This window comes from Amycolatopsis pretoriensis, assembly GCF_900107925.1.
GTDB classification, from domain to species: domain Bacteria; phylum Actinomycetota; class Actinomycetes; order Mycobacteriales; family Pseudonocardiaceae; genus Amycolatopsis; species Amycolatopsis pretoriensis.
In genome coordinates this window covers 732,096-752,163 of sequence record NZ_FNUJ01000001.1, presented here as the reverse complement: position 1 = coordinate 752,163, position 20,068 = coordinate 732,096, and the positions used below count along the sequence as shown (strand labels likewise).

17 protein-coding genes are annotated in these 20,068 nt (G+C 71.0%); 4 read left to right on the top strand and 13 right to left on the bottom strand.

Annotation, left to right across the window (positions count from 1 at the left end; translation table 11 throughout):
- Window positions 1-128: 128 nt before the first annotated feature.
- The 6 genes from BLV96_RS03665 to BLV96_RS03640 form a co-directional block, all read right to left on the bottom strand.
- Window positions 129-1,568 carry a glycoside hydrolase family 3 protein gene (locus tag BLV96_RS03665; RefSeq protein WP_086674734.1) on the bottom strand — a complete coding sequence of 480 codons (1,440 nt, stop codon included), beginning with the start codon at window positions 1,566-1,568 and terminating at the stop codon, window positions 129-131.
- Window positions 1,569-1,571: 3 nt separating this feature from the next.
- Entirely contained in the window at window positions 1,572-2,402 is an 831-nt protein-coding gene (locus tag BLV96_RS03660; RefSeq protein WP_086674735.1) for a carbohydrate ABC transporter permease, read from the bottom strand.
- Window positions 2,399-3,385, bottom strand: a complete 987-nt coding sequence (locus BLV96_RS03655; RefSeq protein WP_086674736.1) for a carbohydrate ABC transporter permease — start codon at window positions 3,383-3,385, stop codon at window positions 2,399-2,401. The genes BLV96_RS03660 and BLV96_RS03655 overlap by 4 nt, the downstream gene beginning before the upstream one ends.
- Window positions 3,382-4,686, bottom strand: a complete 1,305-nt coding sequence (locus tag BLV96_RS03650) for a sugar ABC transporter substrate-binding protein (protein WP_086674737.1) — start codon at window positions 4,684-4,686, stop codon at window positions 3,382-3,384. Before BLV96_RS03650 ends, BLV96_RS03655 begins: the two co-directional genes overlap by 4 nt.
- A 307-nt stretch (window positions 4,687-4,993) precedes the next feature.
- Complete coding sequence (locus BLV96_RS03645; RefSeq protein ID WP_086674738.1) at window positions 4,994-6,808, bottom strand: sugar phosphate isomerase/epimerase and 4-hydroxyphenylpyruvate domain-containing protein; 1,815 nt, start codon at window positions 6,806-6,808, stop codon at window positions 4,994-4,996.
- Entirely contained in the window at window positions 6,798-7,646 is an 849-nt protein-coding gene (locus BLV96_RS03640) for a shikimate dehydrogenase (RefSeq protein ID WP_086674739.1), read from the bottom strand. The genes BLV96_RS03645 and BLV96_RS03640 overlap by 11 nt, the downstream gene beginning before the upstream one ends.
- 114 nt (window positions 7,647-7,760) lie before the next feature.
- Between BLV96_RS03640 and BLV96_RS03635 the strand changes: the two genes are divergently transcribed.
- Both BLV96_RS03635 and BLV96_RS03630 read left to right on the top strand, forming a co-directional pair.
- Window positions 7,761-8,402 carry a TetR/AcrR family transcriptional regulator gene (locus BLV96_RS03635; protein ID WP_086674740.1) on the top strand — a complete coding sequence of 214 codons (642 nt, stop codon included), beginning with the start codon at window positions 7,761-7,763 and terminating at the stop codon, window positions 8,400-8,402.
- 115 nt (window positions 8,403-8,517) lie between these two features.
- Entirely contained in the window at window positions 8,518-9,837 is a 1,320-nt protein-coding gene (locus BLV96_RS03630) for an MFS transporter (protein ID WP_086674741.1), read from the top strand.
- Here the strand turns inward: BLV96_RS03630 and BLV96_RS03625 are convergent.
- The 3 genes from BLV96_RS03625 to BLV96_RS03615 form a co-directional block, all read right to left on the bottom strand.
- Window positions 9,799-10,371 carry an FHA domain-containing protein gene (locus tag BLV96_RS03625; protein WP_086674742.1) on the bottom strand — a complete coding sequence of 191 codons (573 nt, stop codon included), beginning with the start codon at window positions 10,369-10,371 and terminating at the stop codon, window positions 9,799-9,801. The two genes, BLV96_RS03630 and BLV96_RS03625, sit on opposite strands and share 39 nt — an antisense overlap.
- A gap of 76 nt (window positions 10,372-10,447) precedes the next feature.
- Window positions 10,448-12,547, bottom strand: coding sequence for a (Fe-S)-binding protein (locus BLV96_RS03620; protein WP_086674743.1), 2,100 nt, complete (start codon window positions 12,545-12,547; stop codon window positions 10,448-10,450).
- 31 nt (window positions 12,548-12,578) lie between these two features.
- Window positions 12,579-12,998 carry a hypothetical protein gene (locus tag BLV96_RS03615; protein WP_086674744.1) on the bottom strand — a complete coding sequence of 140 codons (420 nt, stop codon included), beginning with the start codon at window positions 12,996-12,998 and terminating at the stop codon, window positions 12,579-12,581.
- A 221-nt stretch (window positions 12,999-13,219) separates the two neighbouring features.
- Here BLV96_RS03615 and BLV96_RS03610 point away from each other — a divergent pair, with 221 nt between their 5' ends.
- Window positions 13,220-13,882, top strand: coding sequence for a nitroreductase family protein (locus BLV96_RS03610; protein WP_086674745.1), 663 nt, complete (start codon window positions 13,220-13,222; stop codon window positions 13,880-13,882).
- Between the two features lie 4 nt (window positions 13,883-13,886).
- On the opposite strand, the gene BLV96_RS03605 is transcribed toward BLV96_RS03610, so the two are convergent.
- The 3 genes from BLV96_RS03605 to BLV96_RS03595 form a co-directional block, all read right to left on the bottom strand.
- A complete protein-coding gene (locus BLV96_RS03605) occupies window positions 13,887-15,986 on the bottom strand; it encodes a putative bifunctional diguanylate cyclase/phosphodiesterase (protein WP_086674746.1) in 2,100 nt (699 codons plus the stop codon).
- Between the two features lie 88 nt (window positions 15,987-16,074).
- Window positions 16,075-17,166 carry an alpha/beta hydrolase gene (locus BLV96_RS03600; RefSeq protein ID WP_086674747.1) on the bottom strand — a complete coding sequence of 364 codons (1,092 nt, stop codon included), beginning with the start codon at window positions 17,164-17,166 and terminating at the stop codon, window positions 16,075-16,077.
- Window positions 17,167-17,233: 67 nt separating this feature from the next.
- Window positions 17,234-18,556, bottom strand: a complete 1,323-nt coding sequence (locus BLV96_RS03595) for a cytochrome P450 (protein ID WP_086674748.1) — start codon at window positions 18,554-18,556, stop codon at window positions 17,234-17,236.
- A gap of 120 nt (window positions 18,557-18,676) precedes the next feature.
- Here BLV96_RS03595 and BLV96_RS03590 point away from each other — a divergent pair, with 120 nt between their 5' ends.
- Complete coding sequence (locus BLV96_RS03590) at window positions 18,677-19,498, top strand: SAM-dependent methyltransferase (protein ID WP_086674749.1); 822 nt, start codon at window positions 18,677-18,679, stop codon at window positions 19,496-19,498.
- 89 nt (window positions 19,499-19,587) lie between these two features.
- On the opposite strand, the gene BLV96_RS03585 is transcribed toward BLV96_RS03590, so the two are convergent.
- Window positions 19,588-20,067, bottom strand: a complete 480-nt coding sequence (locus BLV96_RS03585) for a hypothetical protein (RefSeq protein ID WP_086674750.1) — start codon at window positions 20,065-20,067, stop codon at window positions 19,588-19,590.
- Window position 20,068: the final 1 nt, after the last annotated feature.

Here is a 20,068-nt window from a genome sequence, read left to right as displayed (position 1 = left end):
GGATTTCGTTGTGGGGACAGCATGGCGACCGCCGGTACAAGGCCCGTACAAATCCGCTGACGCCTTGTGAAGGTGCGGCAAAAAGGACGAAGCCCCGCCAGAAGGCGGGGCTTCGTCGGAACGAACGGTCAGGCCAGGTACTCGGCCGCCGCGCGCAGGCTCACGTACGAACCACTGAACGTGTCGATCCGCGGCCCGTCGCCATCAGGCGGTCCCGGGACCCCGGTCTCCACGCGGATGAAGTCCACAGTGGACAACGCGGCCAGCAGCTCGCGCACCCGCGGGTGCCGGTGCGCCTCCCGCGTCACCACGACGACGCTGCGCACCTCCCGCGCCGCCGCCAGCACCTCGGCGACGTCGTCCGGGGTCGCCGTCAGCGTCCGCGTGCCCGGCACCAGCTCGGCCAGGTGCGCGCCGAGGCCCCACGGCATCGGGCCCGCCGCGATCGTCGGCTCCGTCTGGACGTCGACCACCAACGGCGGTCCGGCCAGCCGAGGCGAACCCTGGACGCGCAGCGCCTTGCGCGCCGCCTCGAGGCCGAGCCGCCGGTCCACCGGGCCCACCGAAGCCGGGGCCGGGTCGGTGCCCAGCGCCGCCGTCCGTGCGGCCGCCTCCGCCAGCCGCTCCAGGGGCAGCTCCCCCGCCGCGACCGCGGCCACGATCGCCGACACGCACGCGTCCAGGTGCTCGGGTTCGAACGCCGCACCGCCGAGGCACAGCGCGTCCGCGCCCGCGGCCAGCGCCCGGACGGCGGAGCGGCCGAGGCCGTCGTGCTTGCCGTACGCGCCCGACACCGCGCCCATCTCCAGGGCGTCGGTGATCACCGCACCCGTGAAGCCGAGCTCGCCGCGCAGGACGTCGGTGAGCGCGACCCGGTTGAGCGTCGCCGGCTCCTCGCCCCACGCGCGGACGACCAGGTGGCCCGACATCACCGAGCGCACCCCCGCCCGGATCGCCGCGGCGAACGGGACCAGCTCGATCTCCCGCAGCTCCTCGACCGTCCGGGGCAGCACCGGCAGCGCGACGTGGGAGTCTTCGGTCGCCGCACCGTGGCCCGGGAAGTGCTTGGCGCACGCCGCGACGCCGTACTTCTGCAGACCCGTCACGTACGCCGCGACGTGCGGTGACGCCTTCGCCGGGTCCGACCCGAACGCCCGGACGCCGATGATCGGGTCCTCGGCCGCCAGGGTCAGGTCCGCGCACGGCGCCAGGTTCAGCGTGACGCCGCAGGCCGCCAGCCGTTCGCCGAGCGCCGCGGCGACCGCCGTGGTCAGCTCCGGGTCGTCGGCCGCGCCGAGGGCCAGCGGCCCCGGCACGAAAGAACCCGTGCCGACGTCCAGGCGGGTGACGTCCCCGCCCTCCTCGTCGATCCCGACCACGACGCCGTCGCGTTCACCCCGCAGCTGCGCGGTGAGCGCGGCGACCTGCTCGTCGTCGACGACGTTGCGGCCGAACAGGACCACCCCGCCCAAGCCGTCGGCGACCCGGCGGCGGAGCCAGTCCGGCGCCGTGGTCCCGGCGAACCCGGGCAGGAGGACGGCTTCGGCGAGCTTCTCGGCGGATGTCACCGGCTACCCCTTCACCGCGCCGGCGGCCACGCCGGCCACGAGCTTGCGCTGCACGATCAGGAAGAACACCAGCGCCGGGACCGCGTAGATGACCGACGCGGCCATGACGCCACCCCAGTCGGTCGCGAACGCCGTGCGGAACGACGCCAGCCACACCGGCAGCGTCTCCTTCTGCTTGTCCCGGATGAAGACCAGCGCGAACAGGTACTCGTTCCACGCTGTGATGAAGCTGAACACCGAGGTGGTGACCAGGCCCGGGCCGAGCAGCGGCAGCGTCACCCGGCGGAACGCGCCGGTCTGGCTGCAGCCGTCGATCATCGCGGCCTCCTCCAGCTCGTACGGGATCCCGTTGACGAACCCGTAGAGCATCCAGACCGTGAACGGCAGCGTGGTCGCGAAGTAGATCAGCAGCAGCGACGGCAGCGTGTTGAGCAGCCCGGCGTCCCGCATCAGCAGGAACAGCGGGATGAACAGGGCCGACACCGGCGCCAGCTGCGCCACCATGACCAGGACCAGGAAGCCCTTGCGGCCGGTGAAGCGCAGCCGCGAGAGCGGGATGGCCGCCAGCGTCCCGGCGACCAGCGCGCACAGCACCGACCCGACCGTGACGATCAGGCTGTTCATCAGGTAGACCGGGAAGTTGTCCTTGCCGAGCGCGGTGGCGAAGTTGCCGAACGAGAACGACGTCGGGATGAGGTCGTACTTGGGCGAGAGGATCTCGCCGGGCGTGCGCAGCGACGTGACGAACATCCAGTACGTCGGGAAGACGATCAGCAGCGCCACGATGACGCCGACGACCGACAGCACGATCCGCTGCGACAGCGGTTTCCTCACTTCAGATCACCTTCCGGGGTCCGGACCAGCAGCTGGATGTACCGGCCGGTGATGAGCGCCAGCACGATCAGCATCAGGGTCGCGATCGCGCCCGCCGCGCCGAAGTGGTTGCCCGCGATGCCCTTGAGGTAGAGCACGACGGCCAGCGTGGTGCTCCCGCCGTCCGGGCCGCCCTCGCGGATCGCCCAGATCTGGGCGAACGCGTTGAAGTCCCACAGCACCGACAGGAAGGTCACCATCGTGGTGATCGGCCGGATCGCGGGCCAGGTGACCGCGCGGAACGTCTGCCACCCGCTGGCGCCGTCGATGCCGGCGGCCTCGTACTGCTCGCGCGGCACGCCGATCAGGCCCGCGTACAGCGAGAACGTCACGAACGGCACGGCCTGCCACACGATGAGCAGCCCGATCACGGTCAGCGTGCTGGGTCCGCTGGAGAACCAGGAGAACCCGATGAAGCTGTGGAACCCGAGCCGGTCGAGGGTCTTGTTGAGGATGCCGTACTGCTCGTCGAAGATCCACTGGAACACCGTGGTCGTCGCGATCACCGGGGTCGCCCAGGCCAGCACGAGCGTCACCTGCAGGATGATCCGCACGACCGGGTCGAGGTGGCGCATGAGCACCGAGAGCAGCAGGCCACCGAGGATGGTGGCGGCCACGATCGCCGCCGTGAAGACGAGCGTCCGGACCGTGATCGTCCAGAACTCGGGGTCCGAGAGCGTGTTCGTGTAGTTGTCGAGGCCGATCCAGATCGTCTTGCCGGAGATGAGCTGGCCGATGTCGAGCTTGCGGAAGCTGATCGCGAGCACCTGGACCAGCGGCCAGGCGAGCAGCACGAGGATCGCCACGAGAGCGGGGAGGAGCAGCAGGTACGGGAGCACCCGGTCGCCGAACCGGCCCCGCCTGCGCTTCTCGGCCCGCGCGTCGCGCGGCGATGCCGGCGGGGTCGCCCCCGCCGGCATCGTCACATTCGCGGTCGCTGTCATCCGCCGATGAGCTTGTTCAGCGCTGCGTTGGCGTCGGCGGTCGCCTGGTCGAGCGTCTTCTTGCCGGTCAGGTACGCGGTCAGCATGTCCTTGACCGGGTTCTGGCCGGACTCCACGTCACCCCACTTCGGGCTGGCCGGCACGGCCTTGCCGTTGGCCGAAGCCTTCGCCATCACGCTGCCCAGCGGGTCCTTGTCCAGGCCGGTGAGGTCGGTCGACGTGCCGGGCACCACGCCGGCGGCGGCGAGCTGGCTCTGGTACTTCGGGCTGGAGAGCAGCTTGATGTACTCCTTGGCCGCGGCGGCGTTCTTGCTGTTGGCCGGGATCGCCAGGTTGGAGCCGCCCAGGAAGACCGGGGCGGCCTGGCCCGCGTTCTTGCTCGGGATCGCGAAGGCGCCGGTCTTGCCGGTCAGGCTCGCGTCGGTCTTGGCCGCGGTCGCGAGCTCCCACGGGAGGCCGATCATCATGGCCACCTTGCCGGCGCCGTACACGGTCGCCTGCTGCGGCTTGGCCTCGTCGGCGTCCTTCGGGGCCTTGGTGCCGGAGGTGTCGACGAGCTTCTTGTAGAAGTCGAGGCCCGCCTTCGCGCCGGCGCTGTCCAGCGTCGCCTTGAAGTTCTTGCCGTCGGGCTGGGCGATGTCACCGCCGTTGTCCCAGATGAACGACAGCAGCGCGTACCAGTTCTGACCCGGCATGTAGAGCGCCTGGAAGTCGGGGTCGGAGCCGAACTTCGTCTTCAGCTTGGTGATCGCGTCGACCCACTCGTCGTTCGACGTCGGCGGCTTGGCGATGCCGGCCTGCTCGAACATGTCCTTGCGGTAGATGACCTCGCGGTTGGCCGCGTAGAACGGGACGCCGTAGACCTTGCCGTCGTAGGTGCCCGAGTCGGCGAGGCCCTTCAGCCACTGCGCGCCGTTGAAGCTGTCCTTGTCCGCGGTCAGGTCGGTCAGCACGCCGTCCTGCGCGGCGAAGGACGCGGTCTGCGTGTTGCCGATTTCGATGACGTCCGGCGGGGCGCCACTGGCCAGCGCGGTGGTCAGCTTCTGCTGGATGCCGTCCCACTGCTGGACTTCGTACTTGACCTTGACGCCGGGGTGCGCGGCCTCGAACTCCTTGTTGAGCGCGTCGGTCAGCGTGGCCGGCGCGGACCCCGTCATCAGCCAGACCGTGACGTCGCCGCTGAGCTGCGCGGGAGCGCCGCTCGACGAAGCGGCCGTGTCGGTTCCGCTGGAGCCCGCGCAGCCTGCGGTCGCGAGCGTGAATGCGGCGGCGCCCGCCGCCAGCTTGAGCCAGCGTTTCACTCGATGCCGTCCTTTCCCTGCCCGGCCAACCGCGGCCGAGCGCCCCAAATGGTGTAGACCAATGTTGGGGTTAGAGTGGTACGTACCACAGGCGGTGTCAAGGCGGTTGCCGGAACGTTGTAAACGCACCGGGGAGTTGTACGCGCAGTAGCCGGATGGTTACCGGGAACTGACGAACGGGCGGCGGAAGTCGTCCTGATAGGAAGGTGTCCGGGCCGTTTTTCACCGCAGGACAGCGGAAAGCCGCGCGGCCGCTCGTGGGCCGCGCGACGAAAACCGCCCCGGGAAAGGCTTCCCGGGGCGGCGGTCACGCGCGTGAAGTGGTTTTGGCCGGTGGGGCGGGCGCTCTCGCGTCCCGGCGCGCGCGGTGGGCGGCCATCCGCACCGGGGCGTTGACCACGCCGTACCCGCGGTACCCGCCGATCCGCTGCACGACCTCGAAGAACACCCGCGCCCCGGCCAGCGCCGTGTAGAAGTGCAGGAACTCGCCGTGGGCGTCGCGGTCGTAGAGGACCGAGTGCTCCCGCAGCCCGGCCAGCCGCTCGGCCGGCAGATCCAGGCGGGCGTCGAGGTCGTCGTAGTAGTTGGCCGGGACGTCCAGCAGCGGTGCGCCCGCGGCCCGCATCGCCGCGGCCGCCGCGAGCGCGTCCGCGCAGGCGAACGCGACGTGCTGCGGTTCGGGGACCGCCGGCGCCCATTCGCCGCGGCGGACCAGGGCGCTGTCCAGCGTCAGCCGGACCTCCCCCGCCGCCACCGCACGGCTGCGCACCAGCCCGAACGGGGCCGCGAACTCGGCCACCGGCGACGGCGTCAGCCCGAACACCGAACGGTAGAACAGCGCCGCCTCGTCGAAGTGGTCGAAGGGCTGGGTGAGCGCCACGTGATCGATTCCGAGGATCCCCGCGCCGGCCACCGTTTCGCCGGTGTGCACGAAGTCGTCGCGCCAGTCGTCGCCGCAGAGGAAGACCTGGGTGCCGTCCGGGGCCGCGACCGACGCCAGGTCGGCTTCGCGCGGGCCGCGCACCCGCGGCAGGACCGCCGCGAGCAGGACCTCCGCCCGGCGGGCCGAGCGCGCCGGATCGGTGCTGGCCAGCGCCACCGCGCCGACGGCGCCGTGGGCCGCGCCGCCCTCGTTGACCACCACCCGGGCTTCACCCTGCTCCCACAGCTCGACCGGCTTGGTCCGGTGGATTCCGGTGCGCGCGAAGCCCAGCGACGCCAGGATCCGGCCCGCGCCCGGGTCGGTGACGACCTCGGCGAACGCGTGGCCGGTCAGCGCCGGCGCGGGCGGGACGTCGAGGACGCCGAGCGAATCCTGCAGCGCCAGCAGCGACCGCATGGCGTCGACCGCGGCGGGGCGCGGGTCGGCCTGCCGGTAGACGTCGTTGAAGACCTCCAGGGACAGCGGGCCGCGGTAGCCCGCGGCCAGGACGTGCCCGGTGAACGCCGTCAGGTCGAAGTCGCCCTGACCGGGGAAGAGCCGGTGGTGACGGCTCCACGGCAGGACGTCCATCGGCAGCTCGGGTGCGTCGGCGAGCTGCAGGAAGAAGATCTTGTCGCCGGGGATCGCGCGGATCGGCGCCGGGTCGTGGCCCTTCGACAGGATGTGGAAGCTGTCCAGGCACACGCCGAGGGCGGGGTGCGCGGCGCGGCGCACGATGCGCCAAGCGTGTTCGTAGCCGCTGACGTGGCGGCCCCAGGCCAGCGCTTCGTACGCGATCCGCAGTCCTCGCTCGGCCGCTTGCTCGGAGAGCGCGTGCAGCTGTTCGGCGGCGAGCTCGTCGTCGTCGATCGCGTCCGGCGAGACGGACGAGCAGACCAGCACCGTGTCGGCGCCGAGTTCGGCCATGACGTCGAACTTGCGCCGGGCGCGGCGGAGGTTGGCCGCGTAGACGTCCGGCGGGACCGCCTCGAAGTCGCGGAACGGCTGGTAGAGGTCGATCGAGAGGCCGAGGTCCGCGCAGCGGCGGCGGATTTCGGCCGGGCTCGACGGCGAGACGACCAGGTCGTTCTCGAACAGCTCGACGCCGTCGAACCCGGCCGCGGCCGCCGCGGCGAGCTTGTCCTCGAGGGTTCCGGAGAGGCAGACGGTGGCGATCGCGGTACGCAGTTCAGGCGGCACGGGCGGCCTCCCCTTCGAGGGCGTCGAAGTGGCGCAGCATCCGCGCCGGGTCCGGCTCGACGCCGGTGAACAGCCGGAACGACTCGGCGGCCTGCAGCACGACCATGCCGCCGCCGTGCAGCACGCGGCAGCCGCGGGCGCGGGCGTCGGCCAGCAGCGCGGTCTCCAGCGGACGGTAGACGATGTCGGCGACCCACAGCCCAGGCCGCAGGTACCCGGCCGGCAGCGGCGAGCCGGGGTGGGCGGCCATCCCGGTCGGGGTCGCGTGCACCAGGCCGTCGGCGCGGTGGACGGCGTCGAGGCCGCCGGGTTCCGCGCGTCCGGCACCGAACCGCGCTCGCAGCGCGTCGACGAGCTTCGCGGCACGCTCGCGGTCGACGTCGTGGACCGTGAGCCGGCCGGTGCCCAGGGACAGCAGCGCGTGCGCGACCGCGGCGCCCGCTCCCCCGGCGCCCAGCAGGACGACCTCGTCCATCCGGACGTCCGGCAGGCCCCGGGTGAGGCTGCGGGCGAAACCGGTCGCGTCGGTGTTGTGCCCGATCGCGCGGCCGCGGTCGAAGACGACGGTGTTGACCGCGCCGAGCGCGGCGGCTTCGGGGGACAGCTCGTCGAGGTGCTCGCACACCAGCTGCTTGGCCGGGTGCGTGACGTTGAGCCCGTCGAAGCCGGCGAGCCGGGCGGCGGCGAGGACGTCGGCGACCGGGCGGCGCAGCGCGTCGAGGTCCAGCAGGCGGTAGACGTAGCGGAGGCCGAGCTCGTCGGCCTCGCGTTCGTGCAGGGCCGGGCTGGCGGACGGCCCGATGCCGGTGCCGACGAGTCCGATCAGGTAGCTGGTCACGCGGACGCCCTCCGGATTAATGTACGAACTAGTACGTTCACGGTAGCGCGGCGAGCGGTCCAGGGGAAGGGCTGGGCTAGAGTGGGGCCGTCGACCTGCAGCGGAAGGAGCCCGGTGGCCGCACCATCGTCGGAGGCCGAGCGCCAGCGCGACAAGGACCGCACGCGCGCCGACATCCTCGCGGTGGCCACGCGGGAGTTCGCGGACAAGGGCTACACCGGCGCCCGCGTCGACGAGATCGCCGCCCGCACGAGCACGACCAAGCGGATGATCTACTACTACTTCGGCGGCAAGGAACAGCTCTACATCGCGGTGCTGGAGAAGGCGTACTCGACGATCCGCTCGCTGGAGCGGCAGCTCGACGTCCGGCACCTCGACCCCGAGGACGCGCTGCGGCAGCTGGCCGCGCTGACGTTCGACCACCACGAGGCGAACCCGGACTTCATCCGGCTGGTCAGCATCGAGAACATCCACAACGCGGAGCACCTGGCGCAGTCGGAGATCCTGGCCGGCCTGGCCGACCCGGCGCTGGGCGGGCTGACGGTGGTCCTGCAGCGCGGCCGCGCGGCCGGCCGCTTCCGGGAAGACGTCGACGCGCTCGACGTCCACATGATCATCAGTTCCTTCTGCGTGTTCCGGCTGGCGAACCGCCACACGTTCCAGGCGATCTTCGGCCGCGACATGCTCGACCCGGCCCGGCGCGAGCACTACCGGAAGATGCTCGGCGACCTGGTGATCGACTACCTCACCGCCTGAAATCCCCCTCTTGACACCCGGGGTCCGGTCTCGCACTCTCTATTAACTAACTAGACCGTACATTGCTTCCCGCCGACTCTGAGCAACGAAGCACGGACGTCAGGAGCTCATCCCCGTGACCGGATCGATGCCCCGCAAGGCGGCGCTGGCCGCCTGGATCGGCAGCGCGCTCGAGTACTACGACTTCTTCATCTACGGGACCGCCGCCGCACTGGTGTTCAACAAGGTCTTCTTCCCCGCCTCCTCCCCCGCGACCGGCACCCTGCTGGCCCTGGCCACCTTCGGCGTCGGCTACCTGGCCCGGCCGGTCGGGGCCTTCATCCTCGGCCACGTCGGCGACCGCTTCGGCCGCAAGCGCGTCCTGGTGTTCACGCTGCTGCTGATGGGCGTGGCGACGTTCGCCGTCGGCTGCCTGCCGACCTACGGGTCCGTGGGCGTGCTCGCGCCGATCCTGCTCGTCGTTCTCCGCCTGCTGCAAGGACTTTCCGCGTCCGGCGAGCAGGCGGGCGCGAACTCGATGTCGCTCGAACACGCCCCGGAACGGCGGCGCGCGTACTTCACCAGCTTCACCCTGAGCGGCACGCAAGCCGGCCAGATCCTGGCGACGGCGATCTTCCTGCCGGTCGCCGCGCTCCCCCAGAGCGACCTGCTGACGTGGGGCTGGCGGGTGCCGTTCTGGTGCAGCGCGGCGGTCGTGGTGGTCGGGTTCGTCATCCGCCGCAAGCTCGACGAGACGCCGGTGTTCGAACGCACCGAGGTCGCGAAGCTGCCGGTCGCGGTGCTCTTCCGCCACCACTGGGCGGACGTGCTGCGCGTGGTCGTCGCGGCGACGATCGCGTCGGTGAGCACGATCTTCACGGTGTACGCGCTGAGCTACGCGGTCAACACGATCGGGCTGGCCCGCACGCCGATGCTGTGGGTCGGCGTGCTCGCGAACGTCGTGGCACTGGCGGCGATCCCCCTGCTGGCCGGGCTCGCCGACCGCGTCGGGCGCAAGCCGGTGTTCATCACCGGGTGCCTGCTGTGCGGGGTGCTGATCTTCCCGTACCTGTGGTCGATATCGATCGGTTCGTACGCGCTGGTGTTCGTGCTGGGCATCGTGCTCTTCGGGGTGGCGTACTCCGGGGTCAACGGTGTCTGGCCGTCGCTCTACGGCGAGATGTTCACCGCCCGCGTCCGCCCGTCGGGCATGGCGATCGGCACCCAGATCGGCTTCGCGGTGGCGGGTTTCGCACCGAGCGTAGTGGCGGCGATCGGCTCAGCCAAGGAGGACTGGCTGGGCGTCGCGATCTTCACGGCGGCGGTCTGCGTGGTGGCGGCGGTGGCCGCGGCAACGGCCCGGGAGACGTACCGGGTACCGACCGCCGAACTCGGCAGCCGGCTCCCGGTGACGCCATCACCGTCCACTGTGGTCGCTTCCACTGTGGACAGCTGACGGCCGGCGCGGGCGCGCGTTCCGCCGGCGCGCCCGCGCCAGTCCGAGCGCCGACAGCACCAACCCGGCCACGAGCAGGCCGACGCCGATCTCGGGGCCGGCGTCGAGGTGCCGGAGCACCCGCGCGGCCCCGACCCCGAACCCGGCGACGAAGAGAACCGGCCCGGCGACGAGCGCGACCGCACCGCTCCGGGCGGCGGGGACGGAGGCGAACACGGGCTCGTCACCGGCCGCGCGGAGGTCGGAGTAGACGGTGGTGATCGGCCCTAAGGACACGCGATCACCGTCCCGCAGCAGCCGCGCCCGCCCCGGCGCCAGGGGCTCGCCGTTGACGAGGGTGCCGGCGCGGGAACCGGCCTCGGACACCCAGGTACCGCGGGCGTCGCGCCGGAGCCAGGCGTGCCGCGGGCTCACGCGGTCCGAATAGAGCTTCAGGTCCGCTTCGGGAGCACGCCCGACGAGCCACGAGCCGCGCCGCACCTCCAGCCGCGTCACGGCACCCTCGACGGTCTCGATCGTCGCTTGGTGTTCCATCGCCCCTCCCGCTTCGTCCCGGCTCGGAACAGAGCCGGGACGAGGCGGGAAGATATGCGGCGAACGGGTGATTCCGTCAGGGCTTGGGCGCCGCCTCCGGGGCTTTCACCCGCTCCAACAACAACTGAGCCACATCGCGGACGTCGACGTTCTCCGCCTTCTGCTCGCTCTGCCGCTGCACCAGCCCGTCGGTCAACATCACCCGGCAGAACGGGCACCCCGTCACGATGGTCGAAGCGTCGGTTGCGATCGCTTCGTCCACGCGCTCCAGGTTGATGCGCTTGCCGATCTGCTCCTCCATCCACATGCGCGCGCCACCCGCGCCGCAGCACAGCGCGCGGTCCGCGTGCCTCGGCATCTCCTCCAGCGTCGCTCCCGTCGCGCCCACCAGCTCGCGCGGCGGGGTGTAGACCTTGTTGTGGCGCCCCAGGTAGCACGGGTCGTGGTAAGTCACGCGGGGGCCGGCGTCCACCGGCGCCACCGGGGTCAACTGACCGCCGCGGACCAGGCGGTTCAGCAGCTGCGTGTGGTGGACCACCTCGTAGTGCCCGTCCAGGTCCGGGTACTCGCGGCTCAGCGTGTTGAGGCAGTGCGGGCACGTCGTGACGATCTTGCGCAGCCTCGGCTCGCGGCCCTCGAACACCGCGTTCAACGTCTCCGCCGTCTGCTGGGCCATCATCTGGAACAGGAACTCGTTGCCCGCGCGCCGCGCCGGGTCGCCCGTGCAGGACTCCTCCTTGCCCAGCACCACGTACTTGAGGCCGGCGATGTGCAGCAGCTCCGCCGTCGCGCGGACCGTCTTGCGCGCCTGGTCGTCGAACGCTCCCGCGCAGCCGACCCAGTAGACGTATTCGACGTCTTCCGCGAGCTCACCGTCGAACACCGGGACGTCGAAACCGAGATCCTTCGTCCAGGCCAGCCGCTCGGAGTTGTTCTGGCCCCACGGGTTGCCCTTGGTCTCCAGGTTCTTGAACAGCCCGCCCAGCTCGGTCGGGAACGCCGACTCGATCATCACCTGGTAGCGGCGCATGTCGACGATGTGGTCGACGTGCTCGATGTCCACCGGGCACTGCTCGACGCACGCGCCGCACGTGGTGCACGACCACAGGACGTCCGGGTCGATGACGCCGCCGTCGGCCTCCGGGCCGACCAGCGGGCGCGCCTCCTCGTGCTCGGTGCCCGCGAGGATGTACGGCGCCTCCTCGAACAGGTTGTCGCGCAGGTTCATGATGACGAGCTTGGGCGACAGCGGCTTCCCGGTGTTCCACGCCGGGCACTGCGACTGGCAGCGGCCGCACTCGGTGCACGTGGCGAAGTCGAGCATGCCCTTCCAGGTGAAGTCGCCGATCTTGCCGCGGCCGAACGTGTCGTCCTCGCCCGGGTCCTCGAAGTCGATCGGCTTGCCGCCGGACTCCATCGGCAGCAGGGGGCCGAGCCCGTCCGGCAGCCGCTTCGCCGAGACGTTGATCGGCGCCACGAAGATGTGCAGGTGCTTGGAGTACAGCACGATCGACAGGAACACGAGCATGACGCCGATGTGCAGCAGCAGGCCGACCGTCTCGAGCACCTCGGTCGTCGAGTGCCCGAGCGGTTCCAGGAGGTTCCCGACGCCGAGCGAGACGTACGCGCCGTTGTCGTACGGGAAGTTGCCGGACGCCGAAGATGCGCCGCGGAAGAAGAACATCGTCCACACGACGTTGAAGATCATGATCAGGATCAGCCAGGCGCCGCTGGTGTGGGAGCCGTAGAAGCGCGACGCGCGGTCCTTGCGGGCGGGGGCGTTGCGGATCCGGATGATCGTGAACACGCCCAGCGAGACGGCCACCGCGACGGCGATGAAGTCCTGCAGGAAGCCCAGCACCGCCCAGTGGCCGATCCACGGGATCGCGAACCGCTCGTCGAACAACGCGCCGTACGCCTCGAGGTAGACCGAAGCGAGGATCACGAAGCCCCAGAACGTGAAGAAGTGCGCCAGGCCGGGCACCGACCACTTCAGCAGCTTGCGCTGGCCGAACACTTCGCGCACCTGCGCGAAGAGCCGGGCACCCAGGTCGTCGGACCGCTTGGTGTCCGGCTGGCCGGCCTTGATCAGCCGGTACAGGAACGCCACCCGCTTGCCGGCGACGGCGAGGCCGACGACGGTCATGAGCAGGCCGAGGATGAGACGAACGAGCACGAGTCCTCCGTGACGTGCTGGACGGAACGGCTCAGTGCGAGCCGGTGTAGTACCGGCACGCCTTGCACGCGTACCGCATCTTCGCGACCCGCCAGTGTTTCCGGTACAGATCGAGGTCGGGCGACCGGCGGACGCCGAGGCGCTGGTAGCGCCCGGGACGGCGGCGGCCGGTTTCGTACTGCTCGGTCGCGCGGCCGAGGTGGGCGCGCCGCAGCACGCACCCCCGCGGCCCGCACCGGCCGAGCGCGCCGCGGCAGAACCGGTGCAGCAGCACCAGTTCCCCGGTGACTTCTTCGACCACGCCGTAGCCGGGGTGGTCACTCCGCCCTTCGAGCCGGACGGGCAGGCCGCAGTACCCGCACTTGAGGGTGCAGGACAGGCAGCCGGCGATGTGCCTGAGCCGCAGTTCGCGCCGGTCTTCGGAGCCGGGTCCTCGGACGCGCGACGCCATAGAGCCTCCCGGAACGACTGTGATCGGCACCACTGTCTGCTACTGGAGGGTAATGAGGAGATCACTTCGCGCGACAGGACCGAAAAGCCTAGTTACCTTGCTCCGTTCGGCCCAAAAATCGAGGCAAGGATGACCTTACTGTCCGTATATCGGACGCTTAACTCCGCGAATCGTACGTTCGGCCCTGCTGCCGCGTGCGTGTCCCCAGCCACAATCCCGGCATGACCTTCCACCCGGTCCCCTACCGCCCGACCCGGCTGCCCGACGACGAAGCGCTCGCCCGAGCCGCCGCGCTGCGGCAGCGGATGGAGGCCCGGCGGTCGGTCCGGATGTTCTCGCCCGACCCGGTGCCCGAACGCGCGGTGCTCGACGCGATCGCGGTCGCCTCCACCGCGCCCAGCGGGGCGCACCAGCAGCCGTGGACGTTCGTGCTCGTCACCGATCCCGAGGTGCGCCGGCGCCTGCGCGAAGCCGCCGAGGCGGAGGAGCGGATCTCCTACGACGGCAGGCTCGGCGAAGCGTGGCTCGACGCGCTGCGGCCGCTGGGCACGGACGCGGTGAAGCCGCACCTGACCGACGCGCCGTACCTGATCGTCGTGTTCCAGCAACGGTTCGCCCTCGACGGCGACGGCGGCGTCCGCAAGCACTACTACGTCGACGAGTCGGTGGGCATCGCGGTCGGCATGCTGCTGACGGCGCTGCAGGTGGCCGGGCTGGCGGCGTTGACGCACACGCCGTCGCCGATGCGGTTCCTCGGCGAACTGCTCGGCCGGCCCCGCAACGAAAAGGCGTTCGCGGTGATCCCGGTCGGCTACCCGGCCGACGACTGCGTGGTGCCGGACCTGCGGCGCAAGTCCCTCGACGAGGTGCTGGTCCGGATCTGAGCCCTCAGGAGGGCAGTCCGTCCGGCAGCGCGGCGAACAGCGGCCCGGACAGCCGGTCCGCGCCGCGCTCGCGCCACCACCCGGCTTGCTCCTCCGTCGCGATCCCGGTGACCGCGACTTCGGCGCCGGCCAGGTGGGCCGCGTCGATCAAGGCCGTCAGCGAGCGCTCCACCAGCGGGTGCTCGCGCCGCTCCACGACGTGCGCCGCCACGCGGACCGCCCGGGCCGGGAACTCCGTCAGGCACGTGACGTCCGCGAATTCGTGGATCTCCGCGTTCACCCCGATTTCGGCCAGCACCTTGAGGTTGTCCGCCGCGTCTCCGGTCGCCGCGGTCAGCGACGCCATCGGGAAGCCGGGCCGCAGCCGGTCCGGCTCGAGACCGGTGGACTCCAGCACGCCGCGGATCTCGCCGACCAGCTCGGGGTCGGCGGCCTGGTGCGCGGCCAGCTCGACGGTGAGCGGCACGGTGACACCGGCCGCCACGACGCGCTCGGCGGCTGTGCGCAGGAGCCACGTGCTCAGCGGCAGTGCCAGGCCCGTCTCCGCCGCCAGCCGCACGCACGTCTCGTGCGACAGGACGCCTTCGGCCGGGTGGTTCCAGCGCAACCGCGCCTCGACGCCCCGGACCGCGCCGTCCCGCGCGTCCGCCAGCGGCCGGTACCCGACCTCGATCTCGCCGTTCTCCCAGGCGCCCGCCATGGCCGCGGCGAGGCCGAAGTCGTGCCGGTCGCGGCGGTCCAGCTCGCGGTCGAACAGGCCCCACTGGTTGCCGGTCCGCTGGACGCGGCGCAGCGTCAGGTCCGACGCGCGCAGCAGCTCGGCCGGGGTGATGTCGCGTGGCGGCCGGTGGACGACGCCGATGCTGGCCGACACCGCGACCCCGCGGTGCCCGTCGACGTACTCCGGCTCCGCGAGCTCGTGGGTGATCTTCCGGACGAGCGTCACCACGCCCGGCGTCTCGGCCGCGTTCTGCAGCAGCACGCCGAACTCGTCACCGCCGAGGCGCGCCACGAGCGCCTTCTCGTCGTCGAACACCGTCTTGAGCTTCGCCGCGACGCCGCGCAGGACGCGGTCCCCGAGGTCCTGCCCGAGCCCGCCGGTGATCTGCGAGAAGCCGTCGAGGTCGAGGTGGAACAGCGTGACGCCGCGGGACGCGTCGGCGTCACGCAGCAGGGTTTCCAGGCGGGTGCTGAAGAACTGGCGGTTCGGCAGCCCGGTCAGCACGTCGTGCAGGGCCTGGTGGGACAGCCGCCGCTGCAGCAGCGACACCTCGGTGTCGTCGTCGACGATCGTGATCAGCTGCCGGGGCGCACCGACGGCGTCGCGCACGACCGACGCGGCGAAGGTCGCCCACATCGGTTCGCCGTCCCGGCCGACGAGCCGGCGTCCGACCCGCAGCCGGTGCAGCCGCCCGGCGACCAGTTCGCCGTAGGACTCCCGCAGCTGCTCGACCTCGTCCGGGTGCACCAGGTCGAACAGCGTCATCGACGCGATCTCGGCCGGGGTGCGGTTGAGCGTCTTGGCGAGCGCCGCGTTGGCCCGCAGCACCCGGCCGTCCAGCTCGGTCAGCGCGACACCACTGGCGGAGCCGGCGAAGACCTCCTCGAACTGCGCGCGCGTGATGATCTGCTTCTGCCGCGTCTCCTGCTCGACCTTCAGCAGCGCGCGGCTCAGGCCTTCCTGGCGCTTCTGGATGTCTTCGCGCAGCATCTCGCCATAGCCCGAGCTGAGCGCGCCGAGCACCAGCACCACCCGCTCGGCCAGCCCGTCGACCTGCCGCAGTTCCGGCTCGCGCAGCAGCGCCTTGCCGAGCACCTCCAGGGTGCGGCGGAGGCTGTCCACGCCCACACAGCGCAGTTCGACGAGCTTGCCGCCCGCGGCGGCGGCTTCGTCGAGGCCCGGCGGTTCGCTCGCGACCGCGTCGAACACCCTGCCGACCAGCACCGCCAGCTCGCGTTCGATCTCTTCTGGTGTGTGCGGCAGGTAGGCGGTGGTGCTGATCAGGTAGCCCCACTTGCGCGCGAGCGTGCCGAGCCGTCGCGCCGCGCGTTCGGCCGACGGCTTCTTCCGCGGTTCGTCACCGCGGTGATGAGGAGCAGTCACCTCAGCCTGTCCTGGGGTTCAGTGAAACTCCGGTTCGGGTAGCCGATATATCTTGGCGCGAAATTGTGTCCGACGCACGAAACAGCATTCATCCAATCGAGTGATAACCCTGCGGAGCGATCGCCAGCCGGTCCCGCAGCCACGACCGGGTGGCGTCGCGGTAGGCGGCCGCGTTTTCGTGCAACGCAACGGAATGACCGGCACCCGGCAGGACGTACATCGACAGTTTCGACGGATCGGCGTAATACGGTGCTTCCTGCGCGCGCAACACAGCGGAGTCCGAGCAGTCACGCAGGGCGAGCAGTCCGCAGAAAAGGACGTCCTTTTCCCCCACCACCTGGAAAACCGGTACGGAAATTCCCTTCGTCGCCGGGAGCACGATCCCGAACAGCGCGACCGTGCCCATCCCGGGCACCGAAACCTGGTCCTTCGTCGCTTCGTCGGCGGCGATCACCGCGGGGTCGGAATCGCCGGCCGCGTAGAACAACCCGGCCCGCGCACCCGGCCTCGTCGTGAAGTACAGCGGATCGCTGCCCAGCCGGCCGAGCTGACCGTCGAGCAACGCCGGCCGCAGGCCGAGCGCCGCGCCGAGCGCCAGCACCGGCAGCGCGGGCAGGTGCGTGATGCCGGTGAGGACCACGCCGTCGACGTCGTGGTAGGTCGACGCCTCGACCGCGACCACCCCGGACCCGACCGAGTGCCCGACGATGACGACCTTCGCGAACGGCACGCCGCCGACGCGCCCGGCCCGCAGATGCCCGACCACCTCGTGCATCGACTCGGCCGCCGCCCAGACCGACAGCGGCAGGCTGAGCGGGTGGCTGCTGCCCCCGGCGCCGAGCTGGTCGGCGGCGAAGGTCGCGTAGCCGTGCGTGGCCATGTCGCGCTGGTAGGAGTACCGCGCCGGCTCGTACGGCAGGTCCCAGTAGGCGCTGTTGTACGTCCCGCCGTGCACGAGCAGCTGGACGGTGTCGGGAGCGTCGCCCGCCGGCAGGCACAGCCGGCCGTGCACCATCGCCGGCGCGCCCGGCACCAGCGGGGGCAGGCCGGGCCCGCTCACCGGCAGATCCGTGTCGGTGCAGGAGATCGCGGCGGCCTCGGCCGGCATCGCGGCGGTCAGCGAGGCCAGCAGGACACCACAGGCGAACAAGGCCGACGTCACCTTGACGGGCAGCTTCACGCTGTTCTTCCTCTCGGACAGGTGAAGGAACTCCGGAACACTACACCTGGTAGCCGAATGAGTACCGTCAGGTCCCGCGCGGCACCAGGGTCATCGGCAGCCGGTTGGGCTGCATGGTGGCCTTGAGCTGCGCGCGGACCTTCTTGCCCGGCACCGGGACCAGCCGCCAGCGCGCCCCGATCGTGGCGGCGACGATGCCGATCTCCGTCGGCGCGAACACGTGGCCCGGGCACAGCCGCGCACCGGCGCCGAACGGGATGTACGCGCCCTTCGGCAGTTCCGCGGTCTCGCCGGGCGCCCAGCGGTCCGGGTCGAACCGGTCCGGGTCCGGGAACCAGCGCGGGTCGCGGTGCAGCGTGTGCTGGCTGACGGCGACCTCGCTGCCGGTGCGGACGGTGACCCCGCCCAGGTCGACGTCCTCGCGGGCGCGGCGCATGAGGATCAGCGGCGGCGTGCGGCGGACGATCTCGTTGACGATCTGGTGCGTGTACACAAGGTCCGGCAGATCCTCGAAGGTCGCGGGCCGCCCGCCGAGGACGTCGTCGACCTCCGCGTGGAAGCGGCGTTCGACCTCCGGGTGCTGCCCGAGCTCGTGGAAGAACCAGGCCAGCGCGACGGCGGTGGTCTCGGCGCCGGTGGTGAGGATGGTGATGACCTCGTCGTGCACCTGCCGGTCGGACATGCCCTCGCCGGTGTCCTCGTCGCGAGCCAGCAGCAGCATCGACAGCAGGTCGCCGTGGTCGGCGCCCTCCTTCCGGGCGGTGATCACGGTTTCGCCGATCACTTCGCGCAGGCGCGCGGCCGCGGCGTCGAACCGCCGGTTCGCGGGGATCGGCAGTTTCTCCACGAATTTCGGAGAGAACGCCCGGATCAGCACGTATTTCAGCATGATCGGGATCGACCGCTGGATTTCCGCGAGTGCTTCTTCGCCGAGCGCGGTCGAGAAGAGCGTCTGGCCGGCGATGGTGAGCACGAGGTCCTGCATCCGCTTGTCGAACTCGACGACTTCGCCGGGCCGCCAGGAGCTCGTCAGCTCGTCGGCCAGCTTGGTGATCGTGGTGTCGGCGTAGCCCGCGATGCGCGTCCGGCCGAACGCGGGCATCACCAGGCGGCGCTGACGGCGGTTGAGCTCGCCGTTCGAGGTGGCCAGCCCGTCGCCGAACAGCGGGCGCATCTTGTCGAAGACCAGGCCCTTGTCGAACTTGTCGGCGTCGGTGGCCAGGACCTGCCAGGCCAGCTCGGGCGTCGTGACCACCTGCACCGGCAGCGGGCCGAGCCGGAGTTCGACGACATCTCCGTGCGCCGGAAGGGAAGTGAAGAGCTTCAGCGGGTCGCGCAGCAGGGGCACCGTGTGGCCGAGCACGGGCCACCGTCCGGGAACGTTCGTCATGGCCTCGTCTCCTCGCGACCGGAACACCCTAGCGGTGCGCGGGTGGCGTCGAACGCGAGTCCACACGAACGGATGAGGGGGCTACACTCCGGCTTCTCTGAGGCGAGGGTGGGAGGTCCCGTGACCGGGGAGCTGAGCTGGGTACCGCCGGAGATCGACACCACGGTGCCGAACCCGGCGCGGGTGTACGACTTCTGGCTCGACGGCGACCACAACTTCGCCGCCGACCGCGCGCTCGGGGAGCAGATCCTCAAGATCATGCCGGGGGTGCGCGACGCGGCCCGCCTCAACCGCGCGTTCCTGCGCCGCGCGGCGCGGTTCATGGTCGCCTCGGGCGTCCGGCAGTTCCTCGACATCGGCTCCGGCATCCCGACCGCGGGCAACCTGCACGAGATCGTCCAGCAGGCCGACCCGTCGTGCCGCGTGGTGTACGTCGACCGCGAGCCGGTGGCCGTCGCGCACAGCCGGCTGCTGTTGCAGGACAACGACCGCTGCGCGGTGCTGCAGGCAGACCTGCGCGACGCCAACGACGTCTTCGAGGGCGCGGCCGGACTGCTGGACCTGGACCAGCCGGTCGGCGTGTTCATGTTGCTGCTGCTGCACTTCGTCCCGGATTCGTGGGACCCGGCGGGCATCCTGGCCCGCTACCGCGACCGCCTCGCGCCGGGCAGCTTCCTGGCGGTCACGCACGTCGCGGCGGACTCCGAAGCCGGGCGGCTCGACGAGGCGGTCGAGGTGTACAAGAGCAACCAGGACCAGCAGAACCAGCCGGTCCCCCGCACGCACGACGAAGTCCTGGCTTTCTTCGACGGCTTCGAGGTGGTGGAGCCCGGCGTGGTCGGCTGCGCGATGTGGAAACCCGAGGGCGCCGGCGACATGTCCGACGATCCCGCCATCAACTCGCTGCCGTACGCCGGGGTGGGCCGGAAACCGGGATCCTGATTTTGCCTGGCTCCTTCCGGCGGGCGCGCCGGGCACTGACGGCTCGCCGGTCGACGATCGCGCGGTGGAGCGCCGGCACCTCGGCCGCCTTACTCGCTGTAGCCCTCGTCATCCTGCTGATCGGTCCGGTCGCCATCGCGGTCGGCGGCGACGACCTGCGCCACCTGGATCCCAAGGCACGCCTCGACGCGCTCGACAGCATCCGCCGGATCTTGCTGTCCGCCGCCGCCGGCGCGACGGGGTTCGCGGTCATCGTCATTACGCTTCGCACCTACGTGATGAACCGAAGGGGCCAGCTCTCCGGCCGGTTCAGCACGGCGATCACCCAGCTGTCCTCCGACAAGCTCGACGAGCGGACCGGGGCGATCTACAGCCTTCAGAACATCCTCGGAGAATCCCCCGCCGACCACGAAAAAGTGGTCCGCCTCCTCGCGGCGTTCGTCCGGGTCAATTCGACCGCGAAGACCCCCGGCCCGTCGGAAGACCGGCTTGGCGTCCAGCGGTCTCGACCGCACCGGCTCCGGACTCCGCCGACCGGACTCCCGGCCGAAGTGGAAGAGGACATCCAAG

What these genes read in the sequence shown, in the direction of transcription:
- BLV96_RS03655 (WP_086674736.1), bottom strand. Translation starts at nt 3,385, where the DNA reads ATGACAGCGACCGCGAATGTGACGATGCCGGCGGGGGCGACCCCGCCG.
- BLV96_RS03595 (WP_086674748.1), bottom strand. Translation starts at nt 18,556, where the DNA reads ATGACGAACGTTCCCGGACGGTGGCCCGTGCTCGGCCACACGGTGCCC.
- BLV96_RS03615 (WP_086674744.1), bottom strand. Translation starts at nt 12,998, where the DNA reads ATGGCGTCGCGCGTCCGAGGACCCGGCTCCGAAGACCGGCGCGAACTG.
- BLV96_RS03610 (WP_086674745.1), top strand. Translation starts at nt 13,220, where the DNA reads ATGACCTTCCACCCGGTCCCCTACCGCCCGACCCGGCTGCCCGACGAC.
- BLV96_RS03625 (WP_086674742.1), bottom strand. Translation starts at nt 10,371, where the DNA reads ATGGAACACCAAGCGACGATCGAGACCGTCGAGGGTGCCGTGACGCGG.